The 25,346-nt window shown below is 62.6% G+C and carries 24 protein-coding genes; 17 read left to right on the top strand and 7 right to left on the bottom strand.

Annotated features, from left to right (window positions below; all coding sequences use genetic code 11):
- Positions 1 to 143: 143 nt before the first annotated feature.
- From pyrH to QMK17_RS00985, 4 genes are all read left to right on the top strand, one after another.
- Complete coding sequence (gene pyrH / locus QMK17_RS01000) at positions 144 to 872, top strand: UMP kinase (protein ID WP_283506476.1); 729 nt, start codon at positions 144 to 146, stop codon at positions 870 to 872.
- A gap of 76 nt (positions 873 to 948) precedes the next feature.
- Entirely contained in the window at positions 949 to 1,506 is a 558-nt protein-coding gene (frr, locus tag QMK17_RS00995) for a ribosome recycling factor (protein WP_283506475.1), read from the top strand.
- A 31-nt stretch (positions 1,507 to 1,537) separates the two neighbouring features.
- A complete protein-coding gene (locus QMK17_RS00990; RefSeq protein ID WP_283506474.1) occupies positions 1,538 to 2,521 on the top strand; it encodes a phosphatidate cytidylyltransferase in 984 nt (327 codons plus the stop codon).
- Positions 2,518 to 3,231: a class I SAM-dependent methyltransferase gene (locus QMK17_RS00985; RefSeq protein WP_283506473.1), complete on the top strand. Its 714-nt coding sequence runs from the start codon at positions 2,518 to 2,520 to the stop codon at positions 3,229 to 3,231. Before QMK17_RS00990 ends, QMK17_RS00985 begins: the two co-directional genes overlap by 4 nt.
- Here QMK17_RS00985 and QMK17_RS00980 read toward each other — a convergent pair.
- A complete protein-coding gene (locus tag QMK17_RS00980) occupies positions 3,228 to 4,079 on the bottom strand; it encodes an HpcH/HpaI aldolase/citrate lyase family protein (protein ID WP_442972666.1) in 852 nt (283 codons plus the stop codon). The genes QMK17_RS00985 and QMK17_RS00980 overlap by 4 nt on opposite strands.
- Positions 4,080 to 4,184: 105 nt before the next feature.
- Positions 4,185 to 4,607: a LapA family protein gene (locus QMK17_RS00975; protein ID WP_283506472.1), complete on the bottom strand. Its 423-nt coding sequence runs from the start codon at positions 4,605 to 4,607 to the stop codon at positions 4,185 to 4,187.
- A 248-nt stretch (positions 4,608 to 4,855) separates the two neighbouring features.
- On the opposite strand from QMK17_RS00975, the gene rlmN reads away from it, so the two are divergent.
- The gene (gene rlmN, locus QMK17_RS00970; RefSeq protein WP_283506667.1) at positions 4,856 to 5,920 is read left to right on the top strand and encodes a 23S rRNA (adenine(2503)-C(2))-methyltransferase RlmN; all 1,065 of its coding nucleotides are present in this window, start codon (positions 4,856 to 4,858) and stop codon (positions 5,918 to 5,920) included.
- A gap of 66 nt (positions 5,921 to 5,986) precedes the next feature.
- On the opposite strand, the gene QMK17_RS00965 is transcribed toward rlmN, so the two are convergent.
- Complete coding sequence (locus QMK17_RS00965) at positions 5,987 to 6,256, bottom strand: DUF2631 domain-containing protein (protein ID WP_283506471.1); 270 nt, start codon at positions 6,254 to 6,256, stop codon at positions 5,987 to 5,989.
- 191 nt (positions 6,257 to 6,447) lie between these two features.
- On the opposite strand from QMK17_RS00965, the gene puuE reads away from it, so the two are divergent.
- Positions 6,448 to 7,350, top strand: a complete 903-nt coding sequence (gene puuE, locus QMK17_RS00960; protein WP_283506666.1) for an allantoinase PuuE — start codon at positions 6,448 to 6,450, stop codon at positions 7,348 to 7,350.
- Here puuE and QMK17_RS00955 read toward each other — a convergent pair.
- Entirely contained in the window at positions 7,347 to 7,838 is a 492-nt protein-coding gene (locus QMK17_RS00955) for a DUF1990 family protein (protein ID WP_283506470.1), read from the bottom strand. The two genes, puuE and QMK17_RS00955, sit on opposite strands and share 4 nt — an antisense overlap.
- Before the next feature lie 70 nt (positions 7,839 to 7,908).
- Between QMK17_RS00955 and dxr the strand changes: the two genes are divergently transcribed.
- The 5 genes from dxr to QMK17_RS00930 all read left to right on the top strand — a co-directional run bounded on the left by dxr (position 7,909) and on the right by QMK17_RS00930 (position 14,391).
- Complete coding sequence (dxr, locus tag QMK17_RS00950; protein ID WP_283506469.1) at positions 7,909 to 9,096, top strand: 1-deoxy-D-xylulose-5-phosphate reductoisomerase; 1,188 nt, start codon at positions 7,909 to 7,911, stop codon at positions 9,094 to 9,096.
- Positions 9,097 to 9,103: 7 nt separating this feature from the next.
- Complete coding sequence (locus QMK17_RS00945; RefSeq protein ID WP_283506468.1) at positions 9,104 to 10,318, top strand: M50 family metallopeptidase; 1,215 nt, start codon at positions 9,104 to 9,106, stop codon at positions 10,316 to 10,318.
- Between the two features lie 62 nt (positions 10,319 to 10,380).
- Positions 10,381 to 11,520 (top strand): flavodoxin-dependent (E)-4-hydroxy-3-methylbut-2-enyl-diphosphate synthase, encoded by a 1,140-nt coding sequence (ispG, locus tag QMK17_RS00940; RefSeq protein ID WP_283506665.1) that lies wholly within the window; start codon positions 10,381 to 10,383, stop codon positions 11,518 to 11,520.
- Positions 11,521 to 11,649: 129 nt separating this feature from the next.
- Positions 11,650 to 12,486 (top strand): GNAT family N-acetyltransferase, encoded by an 837-nt coding sequence (locus QMK17_RS00935; RefSeq protein WP_283506467.1) that lies wholly within the window; start codon positions 11,650 to 11,652, stop codon positions 12,484 to 12,486.
- Between the two features lie 90 nt (positions 12,487 to 12,576).
- A complete protein-coding gene (locus QMK17_RS00930; protein ID WP_442972665.1) occupies positions 12,577 to 14,391 on the top strand; it encodes a penicillin-binding transpeptidase domain-containing protein in 1,815 nt (604 codons plus the stop codon).
- Between the two features lie 13 nt (positions 14,392 to 14,404).
- Here QMK17_RS00930 and QMK17_RS00925 read toward each other — a convergent pair whose 3' ends face one another.
- Complete coding sequence (locus QMK17_RS00925) at positions 14,405 to 15,286, bottom strand: LuxR C-terminal-related transcriptional regulator (RefSeq protein WP_442972669.1); 882 nt, start codon at positions 15,284 to 15,286, stop codon at positions 14,405 to 14,407.
- A gap of 101 nt (positions 15,287 to 15,387) precedes the next feature.
- Between QMK17_RS00925 and map the strand changes: the two genes are divergently transcribed.
- From map to QMK17_RS00910, 3 genes are all read left to right on the top strand, one after another.
- Complete coding sequence (gene map, locus QMK17_RS00920) at positions 15,388 to 16,263, top strand: type I methionyl aminopeptidase (RefSeq protein ID WP_283506464.1); 876 nt, start codon at positions 15,388 to 15,390, stop codon at positions 16,261 to 16,263.
- Entirely contained in the window at positions 16,260 to 17,768 is a 1,509-nt protein-coding gene (locus QMK17_RS00915; RefSeq protein ID WP_283506463.1) for a cobyric acid synthase, read from the top strand. Before map ends, QMK17_RS00915 begins: the two co-directional genes overlap by 4 nt.
- 82 nt (positions 17,769 to 17,850) lie before the next feature.
- On the top strand, positions 17,851 to 18,417 hold the full coding sequence (locus QMK17_RS00910) for an alpha/beta hydrolase (RefSeq protein ID WP_283506462.1): 567 nt from the start codon (positions 17,851 to 17,853) through the stop codon (positions 18,415 to 18,417).
- Between the two features lie 70 nt (positions 18,418 to 18,487).
- Here QMK17_RS00910 and mtr read toward each other — a convergent pair whose 3' ends face one another.
- Both mtr and QMK17_RS00900 read right to left on the bottom strand, forming a co-directional pair.
- Complete coding sequence (gene mtr, locus QMK17_RS00905; protein ID WP_283506461.1) at positions 18,488 to 19,876, bottom strand: mycothione reductase; 1,389 nt, start codon at positions 19,874 to 19,876, stop codon at positions 18,488 to 18,490.
- Positions 19,873 to 20,913 (bottom strand): alpha/beta hydrolase, encoded by a 1,041-nt coding sequence (locus tag QMK17_RS00900; RefSeq protein WP_283506460.1) that lies wholly within the window; start codon positions 20,911 to 20,913, stop codon positions 19,873 to 19,875. The genes mtr and QMK17_RS00900 overlap by 4 nt, the downstream gene beginning before the upstream one ends.
- Positions 20,914 to 21,075: 162 nt before the next feature.
- Between QMK17_RS00900 and mqo the strand changes: the two genes are divergently transcribed.
- The 3 genes from mqo to QMK17_RS00885 all read left to right on the top strand — a co-directional run bounded on the left by mqo (position 21,076) and on the right by QMK17_RS00885 (position 25,342).
- Complete coding sequence (mqo, locus tag QMK17_RS00895) at positions 21,076 to 22,680, top strand: malate dehydrogenase (quinone) (RefSeq protein WP_283506459.1); 1,605 nt, start codon at positions 21,076 to 21,078, stop codon at positions 22,678 to 22,680.
- 12 nt (positions 22,681 to 22,692) lie between these two features.
- The gene (locus QMK17_RS00890) at positions 22,693 to 23,169 is read left to right on the top strand and encodes a GNAT family N-acetyltransferase (RefSeq protein WP_283506458.1); all 477 of its coding nucleotides are present in this window, start codon (positions 22,693 to 22,695) and stop codon (positions 23,167 to 23,169) included.
- Between the two features lie 202 nt (positions 23,170 to 23,371).
- Positions 23,372 to 25,342, top strand: coding sequence for a magnesium chelatase subunit D family protein (locus QMK17_RS00885; protein ID WP_283506457.1), 1,971 nt, complete (start codon positions 23,372 to 23,374; stop codon positions 25,340 to 25,342).
- Positions 25,343 to 25,346 lie beyond the last annotated feature (4 nt).

Here is a 25,346-nt window from a genome sequence, read left to right as displayed (position 1 = left end):
GTAAGCGAAGGAAGTTCCTTTTCGGGCGCGTCGTGGGCGGTTTCGTCCATCGCGACTCCGATAAGGCAGGATGAGGGTGAGGGTGTTTTCAAGCGCCCCGAGATTCACCGTGCGCATTCGACAGGCGAGAACCGAGGAGAGCAATGACCGATCCCGCCACCGACCGCCCCGGCTTCAAGCGTGTGATGCTCAAGCTGGGTGGTGAGATGTTCGGTGGAGGCCAGGTAGGCCTCGATCCGGACGTCGTCAACAACGTGGCTGAGCAGATCGCGGAGGTAGTCGCCACTGGTGTTCAGGTTGCCGTCGTCATCGGCGGTGGCAACTTCTTCCGTGGCGCCGAACTGCAGCAGCGAGGAATGGACCGTTCCCGGTCCGATTACATGGGCATGCTCGGAACAGTCATGAACTGTCTGGCATTGCAGGATTTCCTCGAGAAGCAAGGCGTCGCCACCCGCGTGCAGACCGCCATCACCATGGGCCAGGTCGCCGAACCCTATCTTCCCCTTCGTGCCCGTAGACATCTCGAAAAGGGGCGCGTCGTAATTTTCGGTGCAGGCATGGGAATGCCGTACTTCTCCACCGATACGACCGCCGCACAGAGGGCCCTGGAGATCGGGGCCGAGGTACTTCTGATGGCCAAGGCCGTCGACGGTGTGTACTCGGCGGATCCCAAAGTGGATCCCGACGCCACGATGTACGACTCCATCACCCATCGTCAGGTGATCGAGAAGGGACTGAAGGTTGCCGACGCAACCGCGTTCAGTCTGTGTATGGACAATCAAATGCCGATCATGGTGTTCAACCTCCTGACACAAGGAAACATCGCGCGCGCGGTGGCGGGGGAAAGTATCGGAACCCTGGTCACCTCGTGACCGTGCGAATGCCGACCACAGCAGCGAACGACCGTGCAGATGCTGGAACACCAGCGAAGACGATGGAGGACAGACCGTGATCGACGAAGCGCTCTTCGACGCAGAAGAAAAAATGGAGAAGGCGGTCTCCGTCGCACGTGACGACCTGTCGTCCATCCGAACGGGACGAGCAAACCCCGGCATGTTCAATCGCATCGTCATCGAGTACTACGGTGCCCCGACGCCGATCACGCAGATCTCGAGTATCAGCGTTCCCGAAGCCAGGCTCGTCGTCATCAAGCCGTACGAGCCCGCTCAACTAGGGCCGATCGAGACTGCGATCCGCAATTCGGACCTGGGTGTGAACCCAACGAACGACGGCAACCTGATCCGAATCGGCGTCCCTCAACTGACAGAGGAGCGGCGTCGCGAATTCGTCAAGCAGGCCAAGGGAAAAGGCGAGGACGCCAAGGTCTCCATCCGCAGTGTGCGTCGCAAGACCATGGAGGAGCTCAAGCGCATCCAGAAGGACGGCGAGGCCGGTGAGGACGAGGTGGTACGCGCCGAGAACGATCTCGACAAGACCACCTCGAAGTACACCGCGTCGATCGACGAACTCGTCAAGCGCAAAGAAGCCGATCTGATGGAGGTCTGACCTCGTTCAGAGAAGCGTCCGGGGAGCAAGAATGAAGCAAGGAGATGGCGTCGTGGTGGGATCGGAACGACCAGCTGATTCGGCCGTACCCGATTCGTCGGGGTCGGATGGTTCCGATTCGGCCGAAGGCACTGATTCGACCCAGCTGCGCGATTCGGCTCCCGACACAACGACTCGGCCCGAAAGCACGCCTGCAACGGGCAAGGCCGGACGCAACCTGCCGGCGGCCATCGGAGTGGGCGGCGGACTGGGAATTTCGCTGATCCTCATCATGGTGTTCGCGCCTCTGGTCTGGATCGGCGTCGTTGCAGTTGCGTTGGCCGTCGCCACTTACGAGGTGTCCAAGCGGCTTCGTGAGGCCGGTGTGCTCGTCCCACGGATACCGCTCATCCTCGGTGGACAGGCAATCATCTGGCTGGCATGGCCGTGGGGGACTACGGGTGTGTTGAGCGCCACAGCCGCAACGGTTCTGGTCTGCATGGTGTGGTTGCTGCTGCAGCAGGGACTCGGATCTGCTCCCAAAAACTATCTTCGCGAACTCGCAGTGACCATCCTCGTTGCCTGCTGGCTACCGCTGCTTGCCTCGTTCGCGGTCTTGATGGTCCTGGACGACCAGGGGGCCGGCCGTGTGTTGGTGTTCCTGATTGCAGTGGTGTGCTCCGACGTCGGTGGGTACGTCGCCGGGGTGCTGTTCGGCAAGCATCCGATGGCGCCTGCGATCAGCCCTAAGAAGTCCTGGGAGGGACTCGCAGGTTCTCTGCTTTTCTGCATCATCGGGTCACTTCTCACGGTCACCCTCATTCTCGAAGCGAACTCGATGATCGGTGTCCTGCTCGGCGTCGTGCTCGTCGTGACGGGAACTCTCGGTGACCTGATCGAGTCGCAGGTCAAACGAGATCTTCGAATCAAGGACATGGGGACTTTGCTTCCGGGGCACGGTGGCATCATGGATCGTCTCGATTCGCTGCTCCCGTCCGCGTTCGTCGCCTGGTTGGTCTTCACCATCCTGCTGTGACCGACGCGAGAACAATTCCCAGTCCCAATATCTGGCACTGGCCACGGCTGTACGAGGCGGAGAACGACGCCCAGGACGTAGACGGCCGGATCCCCACCGCGTTGAACCGGATTGCCCCGTGGCACGGTCGCACGATCGTGGACGTCGGGTGCGGGACCGGTTACCACCTACCCACGTTTGCAGCGAAAGCTGCTCAGGTCGTGGGTGTAGAGCCTCATGCGCCGTTGGTGCGGGCCGCTCGAAGGCGCACGGCCACCCTCGCCAATGTCGACGTTCGTCCGGGTCACGCAGAGTCGCTGCCGCTGGAGGACTCGTCGGTAAACATCGTCCACGCGAGGACCGCGTACTTCTTCGGTGTCGGGTGCGGCCCTGGCATCACCGAGGCCATGCGCGTTCTCGAGCCCGGCGGAATTTTGATGGTCGTGGACCTCGATGTGTCGGCATCTCCTTACGGAGACTGGATGCGCTCCGATCTGCCGCAGTACGACTGTGCCGCGGTGGAAGCATTCTTCTCAGCCCAGGGTTTCGATCTCGAACGTGTCGAGACGGTGTGGAGATTCGGCAGCCGCCGCATTCTGCGGGACGTGCTCGGCATCGAGTTCACCGAACGCACGGCGGCCAGGGCTGCTCGGAGCATCCCTGGCCTCGACATCGATGTGCGATACAGAATCCATTGGCGCCGCAAGCCGACCGGACTCGAACTGATCTAGCCTGCGTTGACGCCGAAGATCACGGCGGCTTCACGAATCTTGAGTGCCTTCGCCAGTCGCGGTAGGTCGCTTCCATCCTTGACTCTGGAACCATCGGCGCCCAAGGCGTCGACGACATCGTCGGCCCATGTGACGTCGCTCGGTGCGGGCGCGAGTTCGCGGTTGACGGTCGGAGCCTGCTCGCTGTGCATACACAGCTTGCCGGTCATGCCCATCGACAGAGTGAGGGCCGAGTCGCGAGCGAGGATGCTCTCGTTGGCCGTCAGTGTCGGGCCGTCGATCGGTCCAGGTAGCCGAGCGGCTCGGCTCGACACGACCAGTCGGGAGCGCGGGTACGCCATCGCAAGTGGCTCGTCGCTCATGCCGGTGTCGCGTCGAAAGTCCCCGCTTCCGAAGGCGAGACGGAATGTCGAGTCGGCCCGTGCAATCTCGGGAGTGGCTTCGAGCCCCATCGCGGATTCGACGAGTGCGAGGATGCGGGTGCCCTTGGCGAGGCGTGCGGCAGTGGCCTCGACCTGGCTTCCGCTTTCAGTCTTCGCCAGCATGATTCCCGCGAGCCCCGCGAGGCCGGACAGTGCTGCCAAATCGTCGGCCCAGAACGATGTGGTTGCGTCGTTGACCCTGACCCATGCAGAGTTGCCGGCTTCGAGCCAGGCCACGACGGCGTTGCGCGCGGCAGGCTTTGCGCCGGGGGCCACGGCATCCTCGATGTCGAGGATTACTGCGTCGACATCGGATTCGGTTGCAGTCGAGAAAGTCTCGGGCTTGGTCGCTGGGACCAACAACCACGAGCGTGCGCGCTCGGGCGCCACTCCAGATGTCACTGGGGTCTCCATGAAAGTGGTCACGTCAGGCTCCTTGCGGTGAGGTAGGGCACCACTAGCGTGATCGATTCAGTTCGACACCGCCAGCTTCTGTGCATAGTGTTCACCGGTTCAATGATTACTTGGACATTACTTAAGCTTTGCTGCCCGTCGGATCTGAAGGATTCGTACCCCGCCGGCCAACGCCATCACGAGCGCGCCCGCGATCGCCGCCAGCAACATGGAAACGCCCAAGGGCAACTGGAATGTCCACACGAAAATGCTCACCGGAACGGCATCGAGATTCTGCAGAATGAACACCAGAAGGATGACCAGAACGATCGCGCCGACGACCAGTCCTGTCCAGGTAGCCGCCGCTTTGGTATGTGCGATACCTGCGGGCGACTGTCCGGCGGGCCGCCTGGTGTCGCGCACGGCTTCTGGATCGGGGGCGCTGTGATCGTCTGAATCCGGTGTGGTGATCGGCGAATGGGCCGAATCGTCATACGTTGCGGGAACACTCGACGGCTCGAGCGGAGAGCCGTCGTGGCGACCGCCTGCTGGTGTGGACATTGTCTTATCCTTTCGCACGCGGGCGTCGAATGCACGCGCATCTGCTGTCGATTCGGTTACCCCCGCGCATCGGACTGGAAACAGCTTCGACGATCCGATCTGTTGAATAGGACAGATCGCGTACTAGTGGGACACTGGGAGATATTATGAGCGACTCCGTTACTGCATCCGACGCACCAGCAGCCGAGAACCCCTCGCAGAAGGGCCGGGTTGCCCTCCCCTTGGTGTTCGAGGACAAGCGACGCGGTATGCCCCGTCGTCACCTGGCCGATCTCGATCGTGAGGGTCTCAAGGCTGCCGTCCAAGAACTCGGACTTCCCGCATTCCGTGCGGATCAGCTTGCACGGCACTACTACGGCAGGCTCGAGGCCGACACGACGAAGATGACGGATCTTCCGGCGTCCGTACGCGAGAAGGTGGGCGCAGACCTGTTCCCTCCGTTGCTGACGGCGATCAAGCACCTGAGCTGCGACGACGGAGAGACTCGCAAAACGTTGTGGAAGGCGAACGACGGCACGCTGCTCGAGAGCGTTTTGATGCGTTACCCGGATCGCGCGACACTCTGTATTTCCAGTCAGGCAGGCTGCGGGATGGCGTGTCCCTTCTGCGCGACGGGCCAGGGTGGTCTCGATCGAAATCTCTCGACGGCCGAGATCGTCGATCAGGTGCGTTCCGCCGCCGCAGATTTACGTGATGGCGCTGTGGCGGGCGGAGAAGGCCGCCTCTCGAACGTGGTGTTCATGGGGATGGGTGAACCGCTTGCCAATTACAAGCGCGTCGTTGCAGCGGTCCGCAAAATCGTCTCGCCTGCACCGGACGGTCTCGGTTTGTCCCAGCGTTCGGTGACGGTATCGACCGTCGGGCTGGCGCCTGCTATCCGCAAGCTTGCCGACGAAGGACTTTCGGTGACGTTGGCGGTCTCGCTCCACACGCCCGACGACGAATTACGCGACACGCTGGTGCCCGTCAACAACCGGTGGTCCATCGCCGAGGTCCTGTCTGCGGCGCGCTATTACGCCGATCAGACGGGTCGGCGGGTGTCCATCGAGTACGCGATGATCAAGAACGTCAACGATCAGCCGTGGCGGGCGGACTTGCTCGGAAAGAAACTGCACAAGGCCCTCGGCTCGCGCGTGCACGTCAATCTGATTCCGCTCAACCCCACGCCGGGAAGCGAATGGGACGCCAGCCCAAAGGATGTCGAGCGGGAATTTGTGAGAAGAGTTATTGCACAGGGTGTTTCGTGTACGGTCCGAGACACTCGCGGCCAGGAGATCGCAGCAGCATGTGGACAGTTGGCGGCGGAGAACTGAACGTCCCCAGGATCGAGTAAAGCCCGGTGCGCATGTCGCACCGGGCTCTTCTCGATGTTCGAAGTATCAGCGGGGCCTGCGCCTGACGATGATGTCTCGTACCACGATGGCGACCAGAGCGACGGCGAATCCAATGAGCCACAGGTCTTCGACAAGACCGGTGTGGTTGCCATGGATCATGAAGAGCAGGAACACAGCAATGACGATGGCAGCGATGCGTGCTGCCTTGTTCGACTCCCCGCTCCACCCCCAGTTCGCCGACGGGACCTCGGCAATGTCCTCGTGCGTGTACTCGACCGGGTCGTACGAAGCGGGGTTCAGCTCGGTTTGTGCCACCGGTCGATCCTCTCGGGTCAAAAGCCACGCCGTCGGTTGGCGTGCGTTGCGTGGGGACAATATTCGCATACGACCGACCGTCGTAGCCAGCAGGGTCTGCCCCGAACCGGGCGTCGCACGTCGATTGCTGGGAGACTCACAGCGTGACCACGGAACGCCTTTCGCACCCTCTCACCCCCTATCCGCGCGACATGGTCGGCTACGGCGCCACTCCGCCGGATCCGCAGTGGCCGGGCGGGGCACGAATTGCACTGCAGTTCGTGCTGAACTACGAGGAAGGGTCGGAGAACAACGTTCTCGACGGCGACACGAAATCGGAAACCTTCCTGTCCGAGATGATCGGAGCACAGGCTTTCCCCAACCGTCATATGAGCATGGAGTCGCTGTACGAGTACGGGTCCCGCGCCGGGGTGTGGAGAGTTCTGCGTGCATTCGAACGTCGCGGACTTCCTCTGACAGTGTTTGCGGTCGCACGAGCGATGCAGAGAAATCCGGAGGTGGTGGCCGCGTTCGTCGAGCAGGGCCACGAAATAGCCTGCCACGGTCTTCGGTGGCTGAATTACCAGTTGATCGACGAACACGTCGAGCGGGAGCACATGGCCGAGGCCGTCGACATCTTGACCGAGCTGACCGGCAGCACGCCACTCGGTTGGTACACAGGTCGTGATTCACCGAACACTCGATCCCTCGTTGTCGAGCACGGCGGCTTCCTCTACGACTCGGATTCCTACGCGGACGATCTGCCCTATTGGGATCGAGTGCAGAGTGGTTCGGAGACTGTCGATCACCTGGTCATTCCGTACACGCTGGACACCAACGACATGAAATTCTCCTCGCCCGGCGGCTTCTCGACGGGCGAGGAGTTCTTCGCACACCTACGTGATGCGTTCGATGTTCTGTATTCCGAGGGTGAGGCCGGCGCTCCGAAGATGCTCTCGGTCGGACTTCACTGCCGTCTTGTCGGGCGTCCGGCCCGAATTGCGGCGCTGGAGCGGTTCCTCGACCACGTTCAGTCGCACGAGAAGGTGTGGATCACCAGGCGGGTCGACATCGCTCGGCACTGGATCGACACCCATCCGCCTACCAGGGGCTAGGTACGCACGGCCGCCCTCAATGCGGCGAAGTACCTGTCCGTGAACAGTTTTTGCACAACTCGACCGGCAGGGCCACCGAGCTTGGTGAACCATCGCCCCGGCCTCGAAAATGCAGTGATGTGGGCAAAGACGGTCGCGTCGGACTCGTCGTATTCGATGACGAAGCGCTCTTCACCCTGCTCAGGATGCCCGTCGAGGGTCCCGTACGCGAAGCCGGCACGGGAGCCCTCGTCGACGACGTACACCACCCGGCAGGGGATGCGGACGGGTCCGAGCGTCAGGACGACCGTCGATCCGGTCGCCGCCGTCGCAGTGTCGGCCTTCACGCCCAGCCCTGATCGTCGGTGCATCTCCCAACCGAGTAGCGCCGTTACCGCGGCCTCAAAAGCTGCCCGACCGTGTCCGATCGGGACGCGGCGGTCGATGTGGTGATAGCCACGGGGAAGCGGGCCGCGAGTGGCACCGATCTCGGGATAAGAGAGGTCCATGAGACCCGAGCTTGCCACGAGATTGCGGCCGCATAGGTGACTCTCAGATTCGATCAGCAACAATGGACTGGTGCACGAGCCCCGAACACCCGTCGATTCATCGTCGAACGCGCGCAAGCGGGTCCTCCTGCTGGGCAGCACCGGTTCGATCGGCACTCAGGCGCTCGACGTCATCGCCGCCAATCCCGACCTCTTCGAACTGGTGGGAATGGCTGCCGGTGGCGGCAACATCGAGCTGTTGAGTCGGCAGATTCAAGACACCGGTGTCTCGGCAGTAGCGGTGGCGAATCCGAACGCAGGCGGCGAGCTCGGCCTGCTGAACGTGCTGACCGGGGACCGCGCCGTCGTCGATCTGATCGAATCCACGCCTGCGGACATCGTGCTCAATGCGCTGGTGGGCTCGCGCGGACTCGAACCGACGCTCGCCGCGCTGAAGACCGGGGCCACCCTTGCCCTTGCCAACAAGGAATCGCTGGTAGCGGGCGGTGAGCTGGTTCTTGCCGCTGCGTCTCCTGGTCAGATCGTCCCCGTCGACTCCGAACACTCCGCATTGGCGCAGTGCCTCCGCGGCGGACGAGGCGAGGAAGTCGAGCGGCTGATTCTCACGGCGTCGGGCGGGCCGTTTCGCGGTTGGTCGGAGGCCGAATTGAAGTCGGTCACCCCCGAACAGGCGGCCGCCCACCCGACATGGTCCATGGGCCCGATGAATACTCTCAACTCGGCGACGCTCGTGAACAAGGGGCTCGAACTGATCGAGACGCACTTGCTGTTCGGAGTGCCATACGACCGAATCGACGTCACTGTTCACCGTCAATCGATCGTGCACTCGATGGTCACGTTCTTCGACGGATCCACTATCGCCCAGGCCAGTCCTCCCGACATGAAGCTACCGATCGCGCTGGCGCTGGGTTGGCCGAACCGGGTTCGCGACGCAGCGCGGGCTCTCGACTTCACCGCCGGCTTCACCTGGGACTTCGAACCGCTCGACGATCGTGTCTTTCCTGCCGTCCAGCTTGCCCGCGAGGCAGGTATTCTGGGTGGTTGCACGACCGCTGTCTACAACGCGTCCAACGAGGTCGCCGCCGAAGCGTTTCTCGCGGGCCGCATCGACTTCCCTCAGATAGTCGAGACGGTGAAGGCGGTGGTCGAGTCGGGTAGCGACGAGTGGGCCGCCGCTCCGACCGGCGTCGACGACGTACTCGCTGCCGATTCCTGGGCGCGCCGGCACGCCCACACATTGTTGAATCGGAAGGACTAGACCAGAGATGGTGTTCGTACTCGGCGTCATCCTCTTCGCACTGGGCATCACGGTGTCGATCGCGCTCCACGAGGCGGGTCATATGTGGACGGCCCGTGCGACCGGGATGAAGGTGCGTCGATTCTTCATCGGATTCGGCCCCAAAGTGTTCTCGTTCCGTCGCGGTGAGACCGAATATGGCCTCAAGGCAATTCCAGCAGGTGGATTCTGCGACATCGCAGGTATGACCGCCATCGACGAGCTCGAGCCCGACGAGATCGACCGTGCGATGTATCGGCAGAAGACGTGGAAGCGCCTGGTGGTGATGCTGGGCGGTATCGGCATGAACTTCGTTCTCGGATTCTTGCTCATTTTCACGCTCGCCGTCGGGTGGGGTCTGCCGAATCTGAACCCGCCGACCGGTGCGATGGTCGGAGAGATGCCGTGCGTGACGCCGACGCAGAATGACAACCTGAGCTTTCCGAAATGCGTCGGGGAGGGTCCCGCCTTCATCGCCGGTATTCGTCAAGGTGATGTCATCACGTCCGTGAACGGAACTGAAACGCCGGAATTCGCCGACGTCGTCGCGGCCACCCAGCCGCTTTCGGGCACAATCGATTTCGTCGTCGAACGTGACGGCAAGGAATTGACCTTCCCGGTCCAGGTACAGAGGGTGCAGCGTTTCGTGAGCGACGGCACCGAGACCGGTCGTCGATCCGAGACGGTCGGCGCAGTGGGTGTACAGCTCGAGAGATTCGAACCAACGCAGTACAACCCGCTTGCCGCCATCCCCGCCTCGGTGGCGTTCACCGGTGACATGTTCGCCGAGACTGCCCATCGGCTGGTGCAGATGCCGAGCAAGGTTGCCGATTTGTGGACCTCCGTCACCGGTGGCGCGCGCGACGTCGACACTCCGATCAGTGTGGTCGGTGCCAGCGTGATCGGCGGTCAGTTGGTGGAGCGGTCGATGTGGCAGGTGTTCGTGCTCCTTCTCGCGAGTCTGAATTTCTTCCTCGGAATCTTCAATCTTCTGCCGCTGCTGCCTCTGGACGGCGGTCATATGGCGGTGACGATCTATGAGCGAATCAGGAACTTCTTCCGCAACCGGCGCGGATTGCCCAACGGTGGTCCAGTGGACTACATGAAGCTGATGCCGGTCACCTATGTCGTGATCGTGCTCGGCGGCGCGTACATGCTGCTCACTCTCACAGCGGACATCGTGAACCCCATCCAATTGTTCTAGCTAGACTCGTGTTCGTAGCTAGGGAAGAAGGCAACGAAGTGACTGTCTCAGTCGGATTGGGAATGCCGGCGCCGCCGGTTCCCGTACTCGCTCCTCGCCGTAAGACGCGTCAACTGCAGGTCGGCACCGTCGGTGTCGGCAGCGACCACCCGATTTCGGTGCAGTCGATGACCACCACGAAGACGCACGACATCAACGCCACCCTGCAGCAGATCGCAGAGCTGACAGCGTCGGGTTGCGACATCGTGCGTGTGGCATGCCCCACACAGGACGACGCGGACGCGTTGGCGATCATTGCCAGGAAGAGCCAGATCCCGGTGATCGCGGACATCCACTTCCAACCGAAGTACATCTTCGCGGCGATCGACGCCGGGTGCGCCGCAGTGCGCGTGAACCCCGGCAACATCAAGGAGTTCGACGGACGCGTCAAAGAGGTCGCAAAAGCTGCCGGGGACGCGAACATCCCGATCCGAATCGGCGTCAATGCAGGTTCGCTCGACAAGCGAATGATGGACAAGTACGGCAAGGCGACGCCCGAAGCGCTCGTGGAATCGGCGCTGTGGGAAGCCGGTCTGTTCGAAGAGCACGGTTTCGGCGACATCAAGATTTCGGTCAAGCACAACGACCCCGTGATCATGGTCGCGGCCTACGAACAGCTCGCGGCGCAGTGCGATTACCCACTTCACCTCGGCGTCACGGAAGCTGGTCCCGCGTTTCAAGGGACCATCAAGTCGGCCGTCGCATTCGGTTCGTTGCTGGCGCGTGGCATCGGAGACACCATCCGAGTATCCCTGTCGGCACCGCCGGCCGAGGAGATCAAGGTCGGCAATCAGATTCTGCAGTCGCTCAACCTGCGGCCCCGCAAACTCGAGATCGTCTCGTGTCCGTCGTGCGGCCGTGCACAGGTAGACGTGTACACGCTGGCCGACGAGGTCAGTGCGGGCCTCGAAGGAATGGATATTCCGCTGCGCGTGGCTGTCATGGGTTGCGTGGTGAACGGTCCCGGTGAGGCGCGGGATGCCGACATCGGCGTCGCCTCCGGGAACGGCAAGGGCCAGATCTTTGTCAAGGGCAAGGTGATCAAGACCGTGCCCGAGGCTCAGATCGTGGAGACCTTGATCGAGGAAGCAATGCGCATTGCGGAGGAGTTCGAGGATGATGGGGGAGCGGAGGCAGGAGCACCGGTCGTCACGGTGTCGTGACGACGTCGGGACGAGCGCGGCGGCCGTGCTGGAACCGAACGACCCACATCCCGCTGTGAGTCTGGCAATCTGTCTCTCATGACGGGTGTCGTGGACGACCGAGGCTGCATTGGACGGAGGTGAGCCCAGTTGCTCAAACTTCTCGGTGCGAAACCGCTGAGCAGTAGGGACACTGCGAACGTCCTTCGTGTGCTCGACGCCGACCCCATTGCTTCGTGCATGATCGCTGCGCGCGTCCAGGAATCCGGACTCGATCCGCGCACGTTCCACGGGGAAATGTGGAGTCGCGGTGGTCCCGACGAATCTCTGTGTTTCTACGGTGCCAACCTGGTCCCACTGCTCGGTTCGGTCGACGATCTGCGGTCGTTTGCGGATCGTGCGTGCCGCGGTCCCCGGATGTGTTCGTCGTTGGTCGGACGCGCCGAGTTGACCCTGCCGCTGTGGGAGATGCTCGAAGCCGACTGGGGTGCGGCCCGTGAACTGCGGAGCGAGCAACCTCTGCTGGCAACCTCACAATATTCGGTCCATCCACCCGATCCGGGCGTGCGTCTCGTACGCCCCGACGAACTCGACACCTACTTGACCGCCGCTGTGGCCATGTTCATCGAAGAGGTGGGCGTGGACCCACGGGCAAACGACGGCGGCCGCGGGTACCGTCGCAGGATCGCCAGTCTGATCGCTGCGGGTCGTGCGTGGGCACGGTTCGAAGACGGCCAGGTGATCTACAAGGCCGAAATCGGTTCGCAGTCCTCTACCGTTGGTCAGATCCAGGGCGTGTGGGTGCATCCGCTCTACCGTGGACACGGTCTCGGTTCCTCGGGCACCGCGGCTGTGGTGGACTCGGTAGTGCGTAACGGAAGAATCGCCAGCTTGTACGTCAACAGTTTCAACCTTCCCGCGCGTCGTGCGTACGCGCGGATCGGGCTGAGCCAGGTGGCCACCTTCACGACCGTCCTGTTGGACTGACGGTCCTTCGGGTGGACCGATGCACTTCCGGCACCGAAAGACTGCGATTCGTCGAGGGCTCGTGGGCAGTCGCCAACTACGATGAGCGCGATGACATTCTCGGACGTCCGGCGTGTGCGCCGAAGTGCTGCAACATCAGTCGCCTTTGTGCTGTTCGCCGGATCGGTCGTCGCGTGCACGCCGAGTCCGGACGGTCCCGAGCCTGCGGCCCAAGCTTTTCTTGCGGCATTCGCCGAACGCGACATCGACACAGCGTCCGCCGACACCGATCGGCCCGATTCGGCTGCGACCGCGATGACCGATGCCTGGGACCACCTGCAGGCCGAATCTCTGACGGCGTCCACCACTTCGGTACAAGTTGACGGAGACACGGCACGGGTCGGTTACTCCTACGAATGGCATCTGCCCAAAGACCGCGTCTGGACGTACGACGGTGAACTTCAGATGGGCCGGACGGACGGGCAATGGGTAGTGCGGTGGACGTCCACCGACATTCACCCCGAACTCGGCGACACTCAGACGATGGCTCTTCGCTCGACAGCGCCTCCCCGTGCGCGAGTGAACGAGCGTTCTGGATCGGATGTTCTGGTCCCCGGCGTCGTGCACCGGATAACGGTGGACGCCCACGAGACGAACAACATCGTGGCTTCGGCCACCGGTCTCGCGTCGATTCTTGCGCCGTTCGACGGGGCGATCACCGCGCAGGGAATAGTCGAATCGGCCACCTCGACCGACGGTGCATATCCCGTTGCGCTGCTTCGGGACGAGGACTATCAGAGCGTCGCAGCAACCTTGGCGGCACTGCCCGGCGTCACGGCATCGGACGAATCCGATCTGGTGTCCACCGATCGAACCTTCGCTCCGGACCTGGTTTCTCAGGTCAAGAAAACGGTCGTCGACGATGTGGACGGCAAGGCAGGGTGGAGCGTGGTAACCGTCAACCGGAACGGTGTCGACATCGACGTGCTGACCGATACCCCGCCCGAACCTGCACCGTCGGTCTCGATCAGTCTCGACCGCAACATCCAGGTCGCTGCACAGAACGCGGTGAACGCGAGGGTCGAACAAGCGATGATGGTGGTTATTGCGCCGTCGACGGGTGCGATTCTGGCGGTGGCTCAGAACAAGCAGGCCGATCGTGACGGGCCCGTGGCATCGTCGGGTCTTTATCCGCCCGGTTCGACGTTCAAGATCATCACTGCGGGGGCGGCGATCTCGACCGGTCTCGCCGGGCCCGATACAACGGTTCCGTGTCCCGGCCGTATCGAGATCGGCGAACGAAGCATCCCCAACTACAACGAGTTCTCGCTCGGTGACGTGTCGATGGGAACTGCGTTCACCCGCTCGTGCAACACCGCGTTCGCCAAGCTGGCAAGCGAAATGCAGCCCGACGCTCTGACGGTCGCGGCGTCGCAGTTCGGTGTCGGTCCCGACTATGACGTCGTCGGGTTGCCCACCGACTCCGGATCCGTCCCTCCTTCTGCGGAATTGGTACAGCGGACCGAGGACGGGTTCGGTCAGGGCAAGGTCGTGGTCTCCACCTTCGGAATGGCACTCGCCGCCGCGACGGTGGCGCACGGATCGACGCCGGTGCCGAATCTGATCGTCGGCCGCGAGACCACCATCGACGGTGATCATCCGCCGATCGACCCGGCGATGGTCGATGGCCTTCGCGGAATGATGAGGTCGGTGGTCACCAGCGGCACCGCCGAGCGCATCGCAGACCAGGGCGAGGTATACGGCAAGACCGGTGAGGCAGAGGTCGAAGGAGGCTCGCACGCGTGGTTCGCGGGATACCGAGGTGATCTTGCGTTCGCCACGCTCGTCGTGCGCGGTGGGTCGTCGGACAATGCGGTTGCGGTCACCCGCGAAATGTTCGAGCAGTTGCCCGAGGGATACAGCTAGCGCCGGGTACCGATCAGGGAAGTAAGCCGAGGCGCCGCGCGGCCACTACCGCCTCGTGGCGAGAACGGGTCCCCGTTTTGCTCATCACCGTGCGCAGGTAGGATTTCACGGTTTCGGGTTTGAGCGAGAGGCGCTGTGCTGCTTCGGCATTGGTGCATCCGAGCGCGATCTGAGCGAGGACGTCGGTCTCGCGAGCGGATAGGGTCGGATCTGTATCACTTCGTTCCGAAGGGTGAAGCGCCAGCGAAATTCGATCCGACAGTGCTCTGAGCTTCGATTGCAACTCGTCGTCATCGCAGGATTGGCTCAGCGTGCGGAGTTCGGCGTAGACATCCCTGAGCACTCCCGTAGTCGCCGTCGATTCGGGTTGTGCTGCACGGGCGTCGAGCATCCTCAATCGTTGATCGACCTCGTCGCGTACTGCCATTTCGTGGGAGAGCCGTTTGGACGCCTGGATCATGGTGTCCGCGACTCTCGTTCCCATCGGGCCACGTTCGCGGATCGCTGCGTACATCACCGCACGGGAGATACCTGCCACGACCACCGGTACGGCAAGTATCGAGCACAGTCCCTCGCCGAGAACGGGCCTGTCGTAGTCGTGGGTGATGTGCTGCGAGTTGCTGTAGTCACTGACTGCGGCCGGTCGGCGTCGATCCATGACGCGTCCGCCGAGTCCAAAGCGGTTCGCGATGATCAGGCCGTCCAGCCCACGAGTGCGGGTGCCGTGGAACTCGCTCAGATGTAAACCACGTTCGGCAACCTCGCCGCCGAAGACCACAGGCACACCGGACGAGCCAACGATCACACGCAGCTCAGCTCTGAGGGCATCTCCGTCGCGTGGACGGAGGAGGTCATTGCTCGACACGGCAGTCCTTCCATCGCATGTGACTTGCATCATAGATGTGAAGGTGCCGCCGCGTTCCCCGCGGGTTCCATCACCGGCACCCGAACCGGCCAGGACGTTCGCCGCGGTAGGCAGCGACTACCCTGATACCCATGTCTGTGATCGCCGAGAGCACGCCCCGTCAGCCACTCGTGCCGGGCGTCGTATCGCCAACGCTCGATGTGCCGAAGTCGATCGAACGGCCGGAATACGCTTGGAAGTCGACCGCAGTCGAAGGCAACGAGCCGTGGGTCCAGACCTCCGAAGTAATCGAGAAGATGCGAGTTGCCTCCACCATCGCCGCCCGGGCACTCCAGGAAGCGGGAAAGGCCGTCGCGCCGGGAGTGACCACCGACGAGCTGGACCGTATCGCGCACGCGTACATGATCGACCATGGTGCCTACCCGTCGACTCTGGGATATCGAGGTTTTCCGAAATCGTGCTGCACCTCGCTCAACGAGGTGATCTGCCATGGCATCCCGGACTCCACAGTCATCGAGGACGGAGACATCGTCAACATCGACGTCACCGCCTACATCGACGGTGTCCACGGCGACACCAACGCGACATTCCTCGCGGGCAACGTCTCCGAAGAGGCACGCCTGCTCGTTGAACGTACTCACGAGGCGACGATGCGCGCGATCAAAGCCGTCAAACCGGGGCGCGCTCTCAATGTGGTCGGCCGGGTCATCGAGTCCTACGCACACCGCTTCGGGTATGGCGTCGTCGAGGACTTCACCGGCCACGGTATCGGCACCACCTTCCATAACGGTCTCGTTGTACTGCACTACGACCAGCCCTCGGTCGACACCATCATCGAGCCCGGCATGACGTTCACCATCGAGCCGATGATCAATCTCGGTGGCATCAATGCCGAGATGTGGGACGACGGTTGGACTGTCGTCACACACGATCGCAAGTGGACGGCGCAGTTCGAACACACTCTATTGGTCACGGATACGGGCAGTGAGATCCTGACTCTCCCGTGACTCCCACGCGAGGTGCGTTGTTGGTAGCCGGGACCACGTCGGATGCAGGCAAAAGCGTTCTCGTCGCAGGCCTGTGCAGAATGCTGGCCCGGCGGGGTGTGTCCGTTGCGCCGTTCAAGGCGCAGAACATGTCCAACAACTCGGTCGTCACCCTCGACGGCGGTGAGATCGGGCGCGCACAGGCGTTCCAGGCTGCCGCATGTGGACTCGAACCCAGTGTGCAGTTCAATCCGGTACTGCTCAAGCCCGGGAGCGACCGCACTTCCCAGTTGGTGGTGCGCGGTCGTGCCGTGGCGAATGTATCGGCGTCGAACTACATCGAACATCGGCAGGCGTTACGCGCCGTTGTCGCCGAGGAACTCGAATCACTGCGGGCGCAGTACGACGTCGTGATCTGCGAGGGAGCAGGCTCTCCGGCCGAAATCAACCTCCGTGCAACGGATCTGGCGAACATGGGCTTGGCCACGGCTGCCGGCCTGCCGGTGATCGTCGTCGGTGACATCGACCGCGGGGGAGTGCTCGCTCATCTCTACGGCACGACGGCGATCATGTCGCCCGAAGACCAGGCCTTGATCAGAGGTTTTGTGATCAACAAGTTTCGCGGCGACCCTGCACTGTTGGCGCCCGGCCTCGATCAACTCGAAAGTCTCACCGGAAGACCGACATACGGGGTAATTCCGTATTCCGACGAATTGTGGATGGATGCCGAGGATTCGCTCGGAACCGTTGCCGATGCTCCCGTAGGCCGGCCTCGTCGGCCGGCTGGGTCGCAGTGGCTCAGAGTGTCGGCGATTCGGCTGCCGCGCATCTCCAACACGACCGACGTCGAAGCACTGGCATGTGAACCGGGAGTCGCGGTCAATTGGGTGACCGAACCCTCGCGGCTCACCGATGCAGACCTCGTCGTGATTCCGGGCAGCAAAGCGACAATCTCCGATCTGGAGTGGTTGCGGCGAACTGGCCTTGCGGAAGCCGTAGTGCAGCGTGCCGCGGAGGGGCGTCCCACTCTGGGGATCTGTGGCGGCTACCAGATGCTCGGGCGATCGATCACGGACGGCGTCGAATCCGCAACAAGCAGGTCCGACGGTCTCGGTGTGCTGGATCTGGAGATCGAGTTCCATTCGGAGAAAGTGCTGGAACGAGTGGTGGGAACCTCGCGGCACTTCGGCGAGAACGATGTTTCCGGGTACGAGATTCACCACGGGCGTGTCGTGCACAACGGCGATGCGTCGTTGTTGAGCTATGCCGACGGGGCGGCCGAAGGCAGTGTCCGAGGCGGAGTCGTCGGGACGCATTGGCACGGCGTTCTCGAGTCCAACGCTTTCCGAAGGGAATTTCTCACTTGGGCGGCCGCTCAGGCCGGCCGCACCGGATTCGACGTAGCACCCGACACATCCGTTGCCGCGATGCGCGAGGGTCAACTCGATTTGTTGGCCGACCTCGTCGAGAACAACCTCGACGTCGACGCAGTACTGGAAATCATCGAAGAGGCGGGGCCGCGGTAACCAACCATAACCGCATGGATTCGAGCGCAATAGTGCGAAGGTTGGAACTAGGCGGGCGGACGGTGCAGTAGCGTCATATCCCATGGATCACAAGCAAGTGTCTGCCCGCGGCGGGAGCTCGATGTTGCGCATCGCCGGGCCGGAGTCGAGACACGTTGTGCTGCTGCTGCCCGGCGTCGGTGACCTACCCGATGTATACGACGGTGTCGCGGAAAAACTGCACAACTCGGATCTGAAAACGATTGCAGTAGAAGATGTTGCAGGCCTCGACCAAGCTGCGGTGCTCGAAATTCTCGACGAACTCTCACTGCCGTGGGTTCATCTCGTCGGCAGCAAGGAGGGCGCAGAACTGGCGTGGAGTATGGCGGCGCGAACCTTCGGGAAATTCACAAGTCTTGTCGTATGCGACCGCCCGCATCCGGCAATCGCGGACGAGACGGGAACGGTGCTGGAGGCAGGCTGTCCAGCGGTGGAGTTGCCAACGACCTTGATGATCGGGAGTTCGCTACGCCGCGCAGCGGCGGACGGCACCGGCAGACTTGTGTACGGCGACTTTCGCGTCGTTGAACTCGACGGAGTGGACGATATTCCTTCTGGAGCCACGTCCGAACTTGCCACCGAGATCGTGCTGCGCACCAGTCCCTGGTAGAGCGGCTTCCGCCCGTAAGTGCGCAGGTACCAGAGGGGCGTACCGTTCACTCACGGGCGGCGAAGCCGCGCTAGATATCGAGGCCGAGCAGCGCGTTCTCGACAACCTCGGGCAATCCCGGGTGAATCCAATACTGTCCACTGGCCATGTCCTGCGCGGAGACTCCGAAACTCATCGCCTGAATCAACGGCTGGATGACTGTTGGCGCCTGAGCGCCGATGACGTGTGCACCGAGAATTCTTCCGGTGCTCTTTTCCGCGATGACCTTGCAAAATCCTTCCTGGTCCTCCATTGCCCAGCCGTAGGCGACGTCGCCGTAATTCTGGACTTTCACGGTGATGTCGAGCCCGGCATCGCGTGCCTGTGCCTCGGTCATGCCGACCTCGGCGATCTGCGGGTGAGTGAACACCGCAGCGGGGACGAACCGATGATCGAACGCGCGGAAGGCACTCGTGTCTTCCCAGCGGTTTTGCAGCAGGTTGTAGGCCACGGTGCGCGCTTCATGGTTGGCGACGTGCTTGAGCTGGTAATCCGAGGACACGTCACCCAGGGCGAACACCCCGTCTGCTGTGGTTCGTCCGAATTCGTCGACGACGATTCGCCCCTCGTCGTCGAGTTCGATGCCGCCGGCGTCCGCGCCGACATGGTCGCCGTTGGGCACGCGTCCGACGGCGACGAGAAGCGCGTCGCCCAGAACTTTCGTGCCGCCGGGGATCTCGACGCCGACGCGGTCGCCCTCGGAGATCGCCTCGACCTCACCGGAATCGAGGTACACGTCCCAGTTCTTCTGTGCCAACTCGGTGAAACGATCGGAGACCTCGGCGTCGAGCGCGCGCAGAAGCTTGTCCTTGCGTGCGACGATTGAAACCTTCGACCCGAGGGCTCCGAACACATGCGCAAATTCTGCGGCGATGTAACCAGATCCGAGGATCACCAAGTGTTCCGGCAGTTCGGTCAGACGCATCACGTCGTCGTTCGTGTGGAATGGCACTCCGCTGTCGCGGATCTGCTGCGGAATGATCGGCCGCGAGCCCGCTGCGACGACGACCTGGTCGGCGGTGATCACGCTGCCGGTACCTGTGTCGATGGTCCTCGGTCCGACAAACGTCGCATGCCCGGAGAACAGGGTTACGTTGGGGCTTCCCGTTTGGCGATACTGCTTGCCGCCCGCGGCGATCGGGTCGATCCGGCCGAATACGCGATCGACGATGTCGGTCCAGCGGACACGGTCGATCGAGGAGTCGATGCCGTACTTGGCCGAGTCGCGAATCGTCTGTGCGACCTCGGCAGCGTAAACGAACATCTTCGTCGGGATGCATCCGACGTTGAGGCACGTCCCACCGAACGGTGAATGTTCCTCGAAGAGAGCAATCTTCAGATTGTCGAATTTCGAATCCGCGATCGAGTTTCCGGATCCGGATCCGATGATCGCGATATCGAAGTGTGTCGGTTCGGTCATGAAATGGTGCCGATCTCGTGGTGGTTGCTACCCGACTCGTGATCGATGTGGGCACTTCGATACAGCCAATCCAGCCATTCGTCGACTTCGGCGAATGCCCGTGTGCGCGGTTCCTCCGTGGACAGGAACACGTCGTGGCGTGCGCCCTCGATCGGAACGATGGTGGTGCGGTCTCCCAAGCATCCTGCCCACCGAGCGATCTGACGTACGTCGAGCACTGCATCGGAGACATCGATCTCGGAGCTGTACTTCCGTGAGAAATGTGTCACTTTGGACCGCAAGATCAACGAGGGGACGCCGATGTCGAGTCCGCGGTGCAGTTTTGCGTGGCCGTGCCTGATCGCTCGGATCCATCCGAAGGTAACGGGAAAACCGGAGAGTGGCTTCCAATCCAGGTTGTACTCCCACTCACCGTGTTCGGATTTTGCGAGTGACAAACCGTAGGTATCGAGGCCGTTGCCCGGTACCGGAGTCTTACCCTTGACTCTGCCGATCAGGTCGATTGCGGTAGTCCCGACGCTGCGGATCGCGGCCGGACCCTGTAGGTCGAACCATGGGCTGTTGAGGATGACACCGTCGATGCCCAGGCCTGCCGTTCCGCCCTGCTGGCGGTTGAGGCGGTCCAACCACAGCGGGAGAATCAAACCGCCGGTGGAGTGTCCTGCCAACACGACCGACGCACCGCCGGAGTCGCTGCTCACCAGCGCAAGAGCCTCGTTCAGTTCTGCGTCGTAGAACGCGAGATCGGTCACGAAGTGAGGCGTCTGTCCCTCGCGGAGCGAGCGGCCGCATTTGCGTAGGTCGAGGGCATAGAAGGCGAAGCCCTTCGCAGCGAAGTGCTCGGCCATGTGTTGTTGGAAGAAGTAGTCGGTGAACCCGTGCACGTAGATGACCGCGCGCTCGGGAGCAGGGGAATCGTGTGGCGAATACCGGACAAGGGTGGCCTCGACCTTCCCCTCACCGTCCGGATCGTCACCGAGAGCGATGGTGGTCTGTTCGTAGCCGTCGCCGAGGACATCGGGCTCCCAGGTAGTCACAGATCACAACTGTAGTAGGCCCTGTAAAGACGTCACGCGGAGCACAATCGAGTACAGGCTTTTCAAGCGCGTCGGGCTGGGTACATACGGGCGGGTAACGTAACCGCCACCTGAAGCAGAACTCGGTAACGAGAACTCACGGACAAGGAAGTCGATTCTCCAGTGTCAAACGAAAAGCGGTCAAACGAACAGCGGTCGAACGATAAGCAGGTCAAGCGGTACAAGACCGACGTGGTTCTCGTCGGCGCAGGAATCATGAGTGCCACACTCGGTGCGCTGCTCAAGCAGCTCGAACCCGAATGGTCCATCGACGTGTACGAGCGACTCGATGCTGCTGCTGCCGAAAGCAGTGACGCATGGAACAACGCAGGTACCGGCCACTCCGCGCTGTGTGAGCTCAATTACACCCCGCAGAACCAAGATGGTTCGGTCGACATCTCGAAGGCGCTCAACGTCAACGAGCAGTTTCAGGTGTCGCGTCAGTTCTGGGCCCACAGCATCGAGTCCGGAGTTCTCAGCGACCCGAAGAATTTCATCAATCCGATCCCGCACGTGAGCTTCGTTCACGGCGCGGACAACGTGAAGTACCTGCGCGCGCGTTACGACGCGCTTTCAGCGAACCCGCTGTTCGAAGGGATGGAGTACATCGATACCGCCGACGAGTTCACCAGGCGTCTGCCTCTGATGGGCAAGGGTCGGGACTTCTCCGATCCCGTTGCGCTGAACTGGAGTGACTCGGGCACCGACGTCGACTTCGGAGCTCTCACACGTCAGTTGCTGAACTACATCTCCGGCTCCGGCGGCACCGTTCACTTCGGCAGCGACGTGCGCAACATCTCGCAGCAGTCCGACGGCACGTGGGACATCAAGATCGCGAACCTGCGGACCGGGTCGAAAAAGACCGTCAACGCCAAGTTCGTCTTCGTCGGGGCAGGCGGCGGCGCGCTACACCTGCTGCAGAAGTCCGGCATCGAGGAGATCAAGGGATTCGGCGGCTTCCCGGTCAGCGGCGAATGGCTGCGATGCACCAACCCCGACCTCATCGGTCAGCACTCGGCGAAGGTCTACGGCAAGGCATCGGTCGGTGCTCCGCCGATGTCCGTGCCGCACCTCGACACCCGCGTCATCGGCGGCAAGCCCGGCCTGCTGTTCGGTCCGTACGCAGGCTGGTCGCCGAAGTTCCTCAAGCAGGGAAAGTTGACGGATCTGCCGAGTTCCGTCAAGCCCGGCAACCTCATGTCGATGCTCGGAGTGGGCGTCACCGAACTCGGTTTGGTGAAGTACTTGGTGAGTGAACTTGCTCAGTCCGAAGCAGACCGCGTCGAGACTCTGCGGGAATTCGCCCCCGATGTCGTCGGCAAGGACTGGGAACTGGTCACGGCAGGCCAGCGTGTCCAGGTCATCAGGAAGAAGGGCCGCGGCGGCGTACTCGAATTCGGCACGGCGGTCATCAACGCTGCCGATGGCACCATCGCTGGTCTGCTCGGTGCGTCGCCCGGTGCGTCCACCGCTGTCCCCGCGATGCTCGACGTGCTTCAGCGCTGCTTCGGCGATCGCTACCAGGGTTGGCAGCCGAAGCTGAAGGAGATGGTTCCGTCCTTGGGCAAGAAGCTCGCCGAGGATCCGGCTCTGTTCCGTGAGATGTTCGACTGGACCGCTCGTGGACTCCAGTTGGACGATACGACGCTGCTCGCCGAGCCGTCCCATCGTGCCGAGCCGTCCCATCGTGCCGAGGCGTCCCATCGTGCACAGCCCAGCGGCGTGTGATAGCAACAGCAGATGACTACGCAAGCAGCTGCCCTCAAGCGATCCTGGGCTCTTGACCTGTCCAACAACACTCTGTATGACCTGTTGAAGCTGCGTGTAGAGGTATTCGTCGTTGAGCAGGCGTGCGCGTACCCCGAGTTGGACGGTCGGGATCTTCTCGCCGAGACCCGGCACTTCTGGCTCGAACGTGACGGCGAGGTTGTGTGCACGCTTCGTTTGATGGAAGAGCACGACGACGGCGAAAAGGCGTTCCGGATCGGACGACTGTGCACTCAGCGTTCGGCGCGGGGTCAGGGGCACACGACGCGAATTTTGCGTGCGGCTCTGGCCGAGGTCGGATCTGCGCCGTGCCGTATCAACGCGCAGAGCTACCTCGTCGACATGTACGCCAAGCACGGGTTCCTTCCCGATGGCGAGGAAGTTCTCGAGGACGGTATTCCTCATACACCTATGCGCCGCGGCGGCGGTACGCCGTGGAGCGAGGGGTAGAACCACACCGGCAGTAGTGTTTCACCAACGGAGCTGATGCGGGGAAGTCCTGTGAGAATCAGGCGCGGTCCCGCCACTGTGTACGAGGAGAAGTTTCCTCCGAAGCCAGATCACCGCACGGTTACCGTCGAACATCGCTCGCCTGCCCGGCGAGCATCTCGAATCCTCGGCGCGGAGTCCGCGGAACTAAGGAGATTTTCTCGTGCAGCAGGACATCGAGGTGCCGCAGCCCGGGTATCCGTTCACCGCGATCGTCGGCCAGGATCAACTTCGGTTGTCGCTGATCCTCTGCGCGGTGCACCCCGGTATCGGTGGCGTGCTGGTGCGCGGAGAGAAAGGGACCGCTAAATCCACCGTGGTTCGCGCGCTCGCTGCCTTGCTCCCGGCCGTCGAGGACGCGGGTGTCACGCGCGCCGCTCGGCTGGTCGAACTGCCCGTCGGCGCCACCGAGGACAGGGTGGTCGGCTCGCTCGATCTCGAGAAAGTGCTGCGCGACGGTGAACGCGCATTTCAGCCCGGTCTGTTGGCGGCCGCGCATCGCGGTGTTCTGTACGTCGACGAAGTGAACCTTCTGCACGACCACCTCGTCGATGTGCTTCTCGATGCCGCCGCGATGGGACGCGTCCACATCGAACGCGACGGTGTATCGCATTCGCATCCGGCGCAGTTCGTGCTCGTCGGCACCATGAACCCCGAGGAAGGGGAACTGCGGCCACAGTTGTTGGACCGCTTCGGGCTCGCTGTGGACGTGCGTGCCTCCCGTGACGTCGACGTTCGGATGGACGTGGTTCGGCGCCGCCTGAACTACGAGCGCGATCCGCACGCGTTCGCGGAGGGATACGCGAACGATGACGCCGATATAGCTCGAAGAATTCTCGAAGCCCGGGATGTGTTGGACGGCGTTGTCCTCGACGACATCGAACTCCGCCGGATCGCCGCCCTGTGTGCCTCGTTCGACGTCGACGGTATGCGAGGGGACCTCGTTGTTGCCCGGACGGCCTCGGCGCATGCGGCATGGCGTGGCTCGAAGACCGTGGAGGAGAGCGATGTGCGCGTCGCAGCGGAGCTTGCTCTGCCGCATCGGCGTCGGCGAGATCCGTTCGACGAGCCCGGTATCAATGAGAAGGCTCTCGACGATGCGATGCGCGACGCCGCCGAACAGGCCGAGCGACCGGATCCCGACCCCACCGATCCCGACCCCACCGATCCTGACCCCACCGATCCCGACCCCACCGATCCTGACCCCACCGACTCGGGTCCTGACGGCGATGGGGGCGGCGCACAAGCGGATGCCGACTCTTCAGGATCCGAGGAAGATGACCAACAGGTTCCAGAAAAGCCTGCAGGCAACGGTTCCCACGATCGCGACGCAGGAACTCCAGGATCTCAATTCCGTGCGCGGCTGATGGAGGTCCCCGGCGTGGGTGAAGGTGCCCCGGGCCGGAGATCGCGTTCGCGGTCGGCGCAGGGTCGTGCCGTACGCGCAACCATTGAACGTGGCAGTGGCCTTCACTTGATCGGGACGTTGTTCGCGGCAGCCGAACAGCAGGTGGCTCGCGGGCGAACTGCGGGCCGATTCCGGCTGGAGCCTGCCGATCTGCGCGGTGCTCAGCGCGAAGGACGCGAAGGGAATCTGATCGTTTTCGTCGTCGATGCATCCGGGTCGATGTCGGCTCGGGATCGACTGTCCGCCGTTACCGGTGCGGTGCTCTCGCTGCTGCGCGACGCCTATCAGCGACGAGACAAAGTCGCCGTCATCACCGTGCGAGGGCGTGACGCCGAGCTCGTGTTGCCTCCGACGTCGAGTGTCGATGTCGCGGTCACGCGGTTACACAGAATGAAGACCGGCGGGAAATCGCCACTTGCGCAAGGATTCTTGAAGGCACGTGAAGTCGTGCTGCGAGAGAAGGTCCGCGATCCTCTGCGGCGTGCACTCGTCGTGGCGCTGACGGACGGTCGTGCGACGGGAGGGGTGGACCCGGTGGGCAGATCTCGTATCGCGGCGTCGAGGATCGCCTCCGACGGTATTGCCTCCGTCGTCGTCGACTGCGAGTCGGGAATGGTGCGTCTCGGGCTCGCCGCAGATTTCGCTCGCCACCTCGGTGGTGGTTACGTTCGACTGGGCGATCTGTCGGCCGAGCGTGTCGCGGACATCGTCCGCGCAGCGGCGTAGGGAG

Origin of the sequence: Rhodococcus sp. G-MC3 (assembly GCF_030063335.1) — a bacterium.
In the GTDB taxonomy this organism is placed as follows: Bacteria; Actinomycetota; Actinomycetes; order Mycobacteriales; family Mycobacteriaceae; genus Rhodococcoides.
This window is presented reverse-complemented; position numbering and strand designations above follow the sequence as displayed.

Bases quoted from the DNA above. Each gene is read 5' to 3' on its own strand.
- QMK17_RS00955 (WP_283506470.1), bottom strand. From the start codon at position 7,838: ATGGACCTCTCTTATCCCGAGATCGGTGCCACTCGCGGCCCGCTTCCC.
- QMK17_RS00975 (WP_283506472.1), bottom strand. From the start codon at position 4,607: ATGTCCACACCAGCAGGCGGTCGCCACGACGGCTCTCCGCTCGAGCCG.
- QMK17_RS00945 (WP_283506468.1), top strand. From the start codon at position 9,104: ATGGTGTTCGTACTCGGCGTCATCCTCTTCGCACTGGGCATCACGGTG.
- pyrH (WP_283506476.1), top strand. From the start codon at position 144: ATGACCGATCCCGCCACCGACCGCCCCGGCTTCAAGCGTGTGATGCTC.
- map (WP_283506464.1), top strand. From the start codon at position 15,388: ATGTCTGTGATCGCCGAGAGCACGCCCCGTCAGCCACTCGTGCCGGGC.
- QMK17_RS00890 (WP_283506458.1), top strand. From the start codon at position 22,693: ATGACTACGCAAGCAGCTGCCCTCAAGCGATCCTGGGCTCTTGACCTG.
- QMK17_RS00925 (WP_442972669.1), bottom strand. From the start codon at position 15,286: ATGCAAGTCACATGCGATGGAAGGACTGCCGTGTCGAGCAATGACCTC.
- puuE (WP_283506666.1), top strand. From the start codon at position 6,448: ATGGTCGGCTACGGCGCCACTCCGCCGGATCCGCAGTGGCCGGGCGGG.
- QMK17_RS00910 (WP_283506462.1), top strand. From the start codon at position 17,851: ATGGATCACAAGCAAGTGTCTGCCCGCGGCGGGAGCTCGATGTTGCGC.
- ispG (WP_283506665.1), top strand. From the start codon at position 10,381: ATGCCGGCGCCGCCGGTTCCCGTACTCGCTCCTCGCCGTAAGACGCGT.
- QMK17_RS00930 (WP_442972665.1), top strand. From the start codon at position 12,577: ATGACATTCTCGGACGTCCGGCGTGTGCGCCGAAGTGCTGCAACATCA.
- mtr (WP_283506461.1), bottom strand. From the start codon at position 19,876: ATGACCGAACCGACACACTTCGATATCGCGATCATCGGATCCGGATCC.
- rlmN (WP_283506667.1), top strand. From the start codon at position 4,856: ATGCCCCGTCGTCACCTGGCCGATCTCGATCGTGAGGGTCTCAAGGCT.
- QMK17_RS00990 (WP_283506474.1), top strand. From the start codon at position 1,538: ATGAAGCAAGGAGATGGCGTCGTGGTGGGATCGGAACGACCAGCTGAT.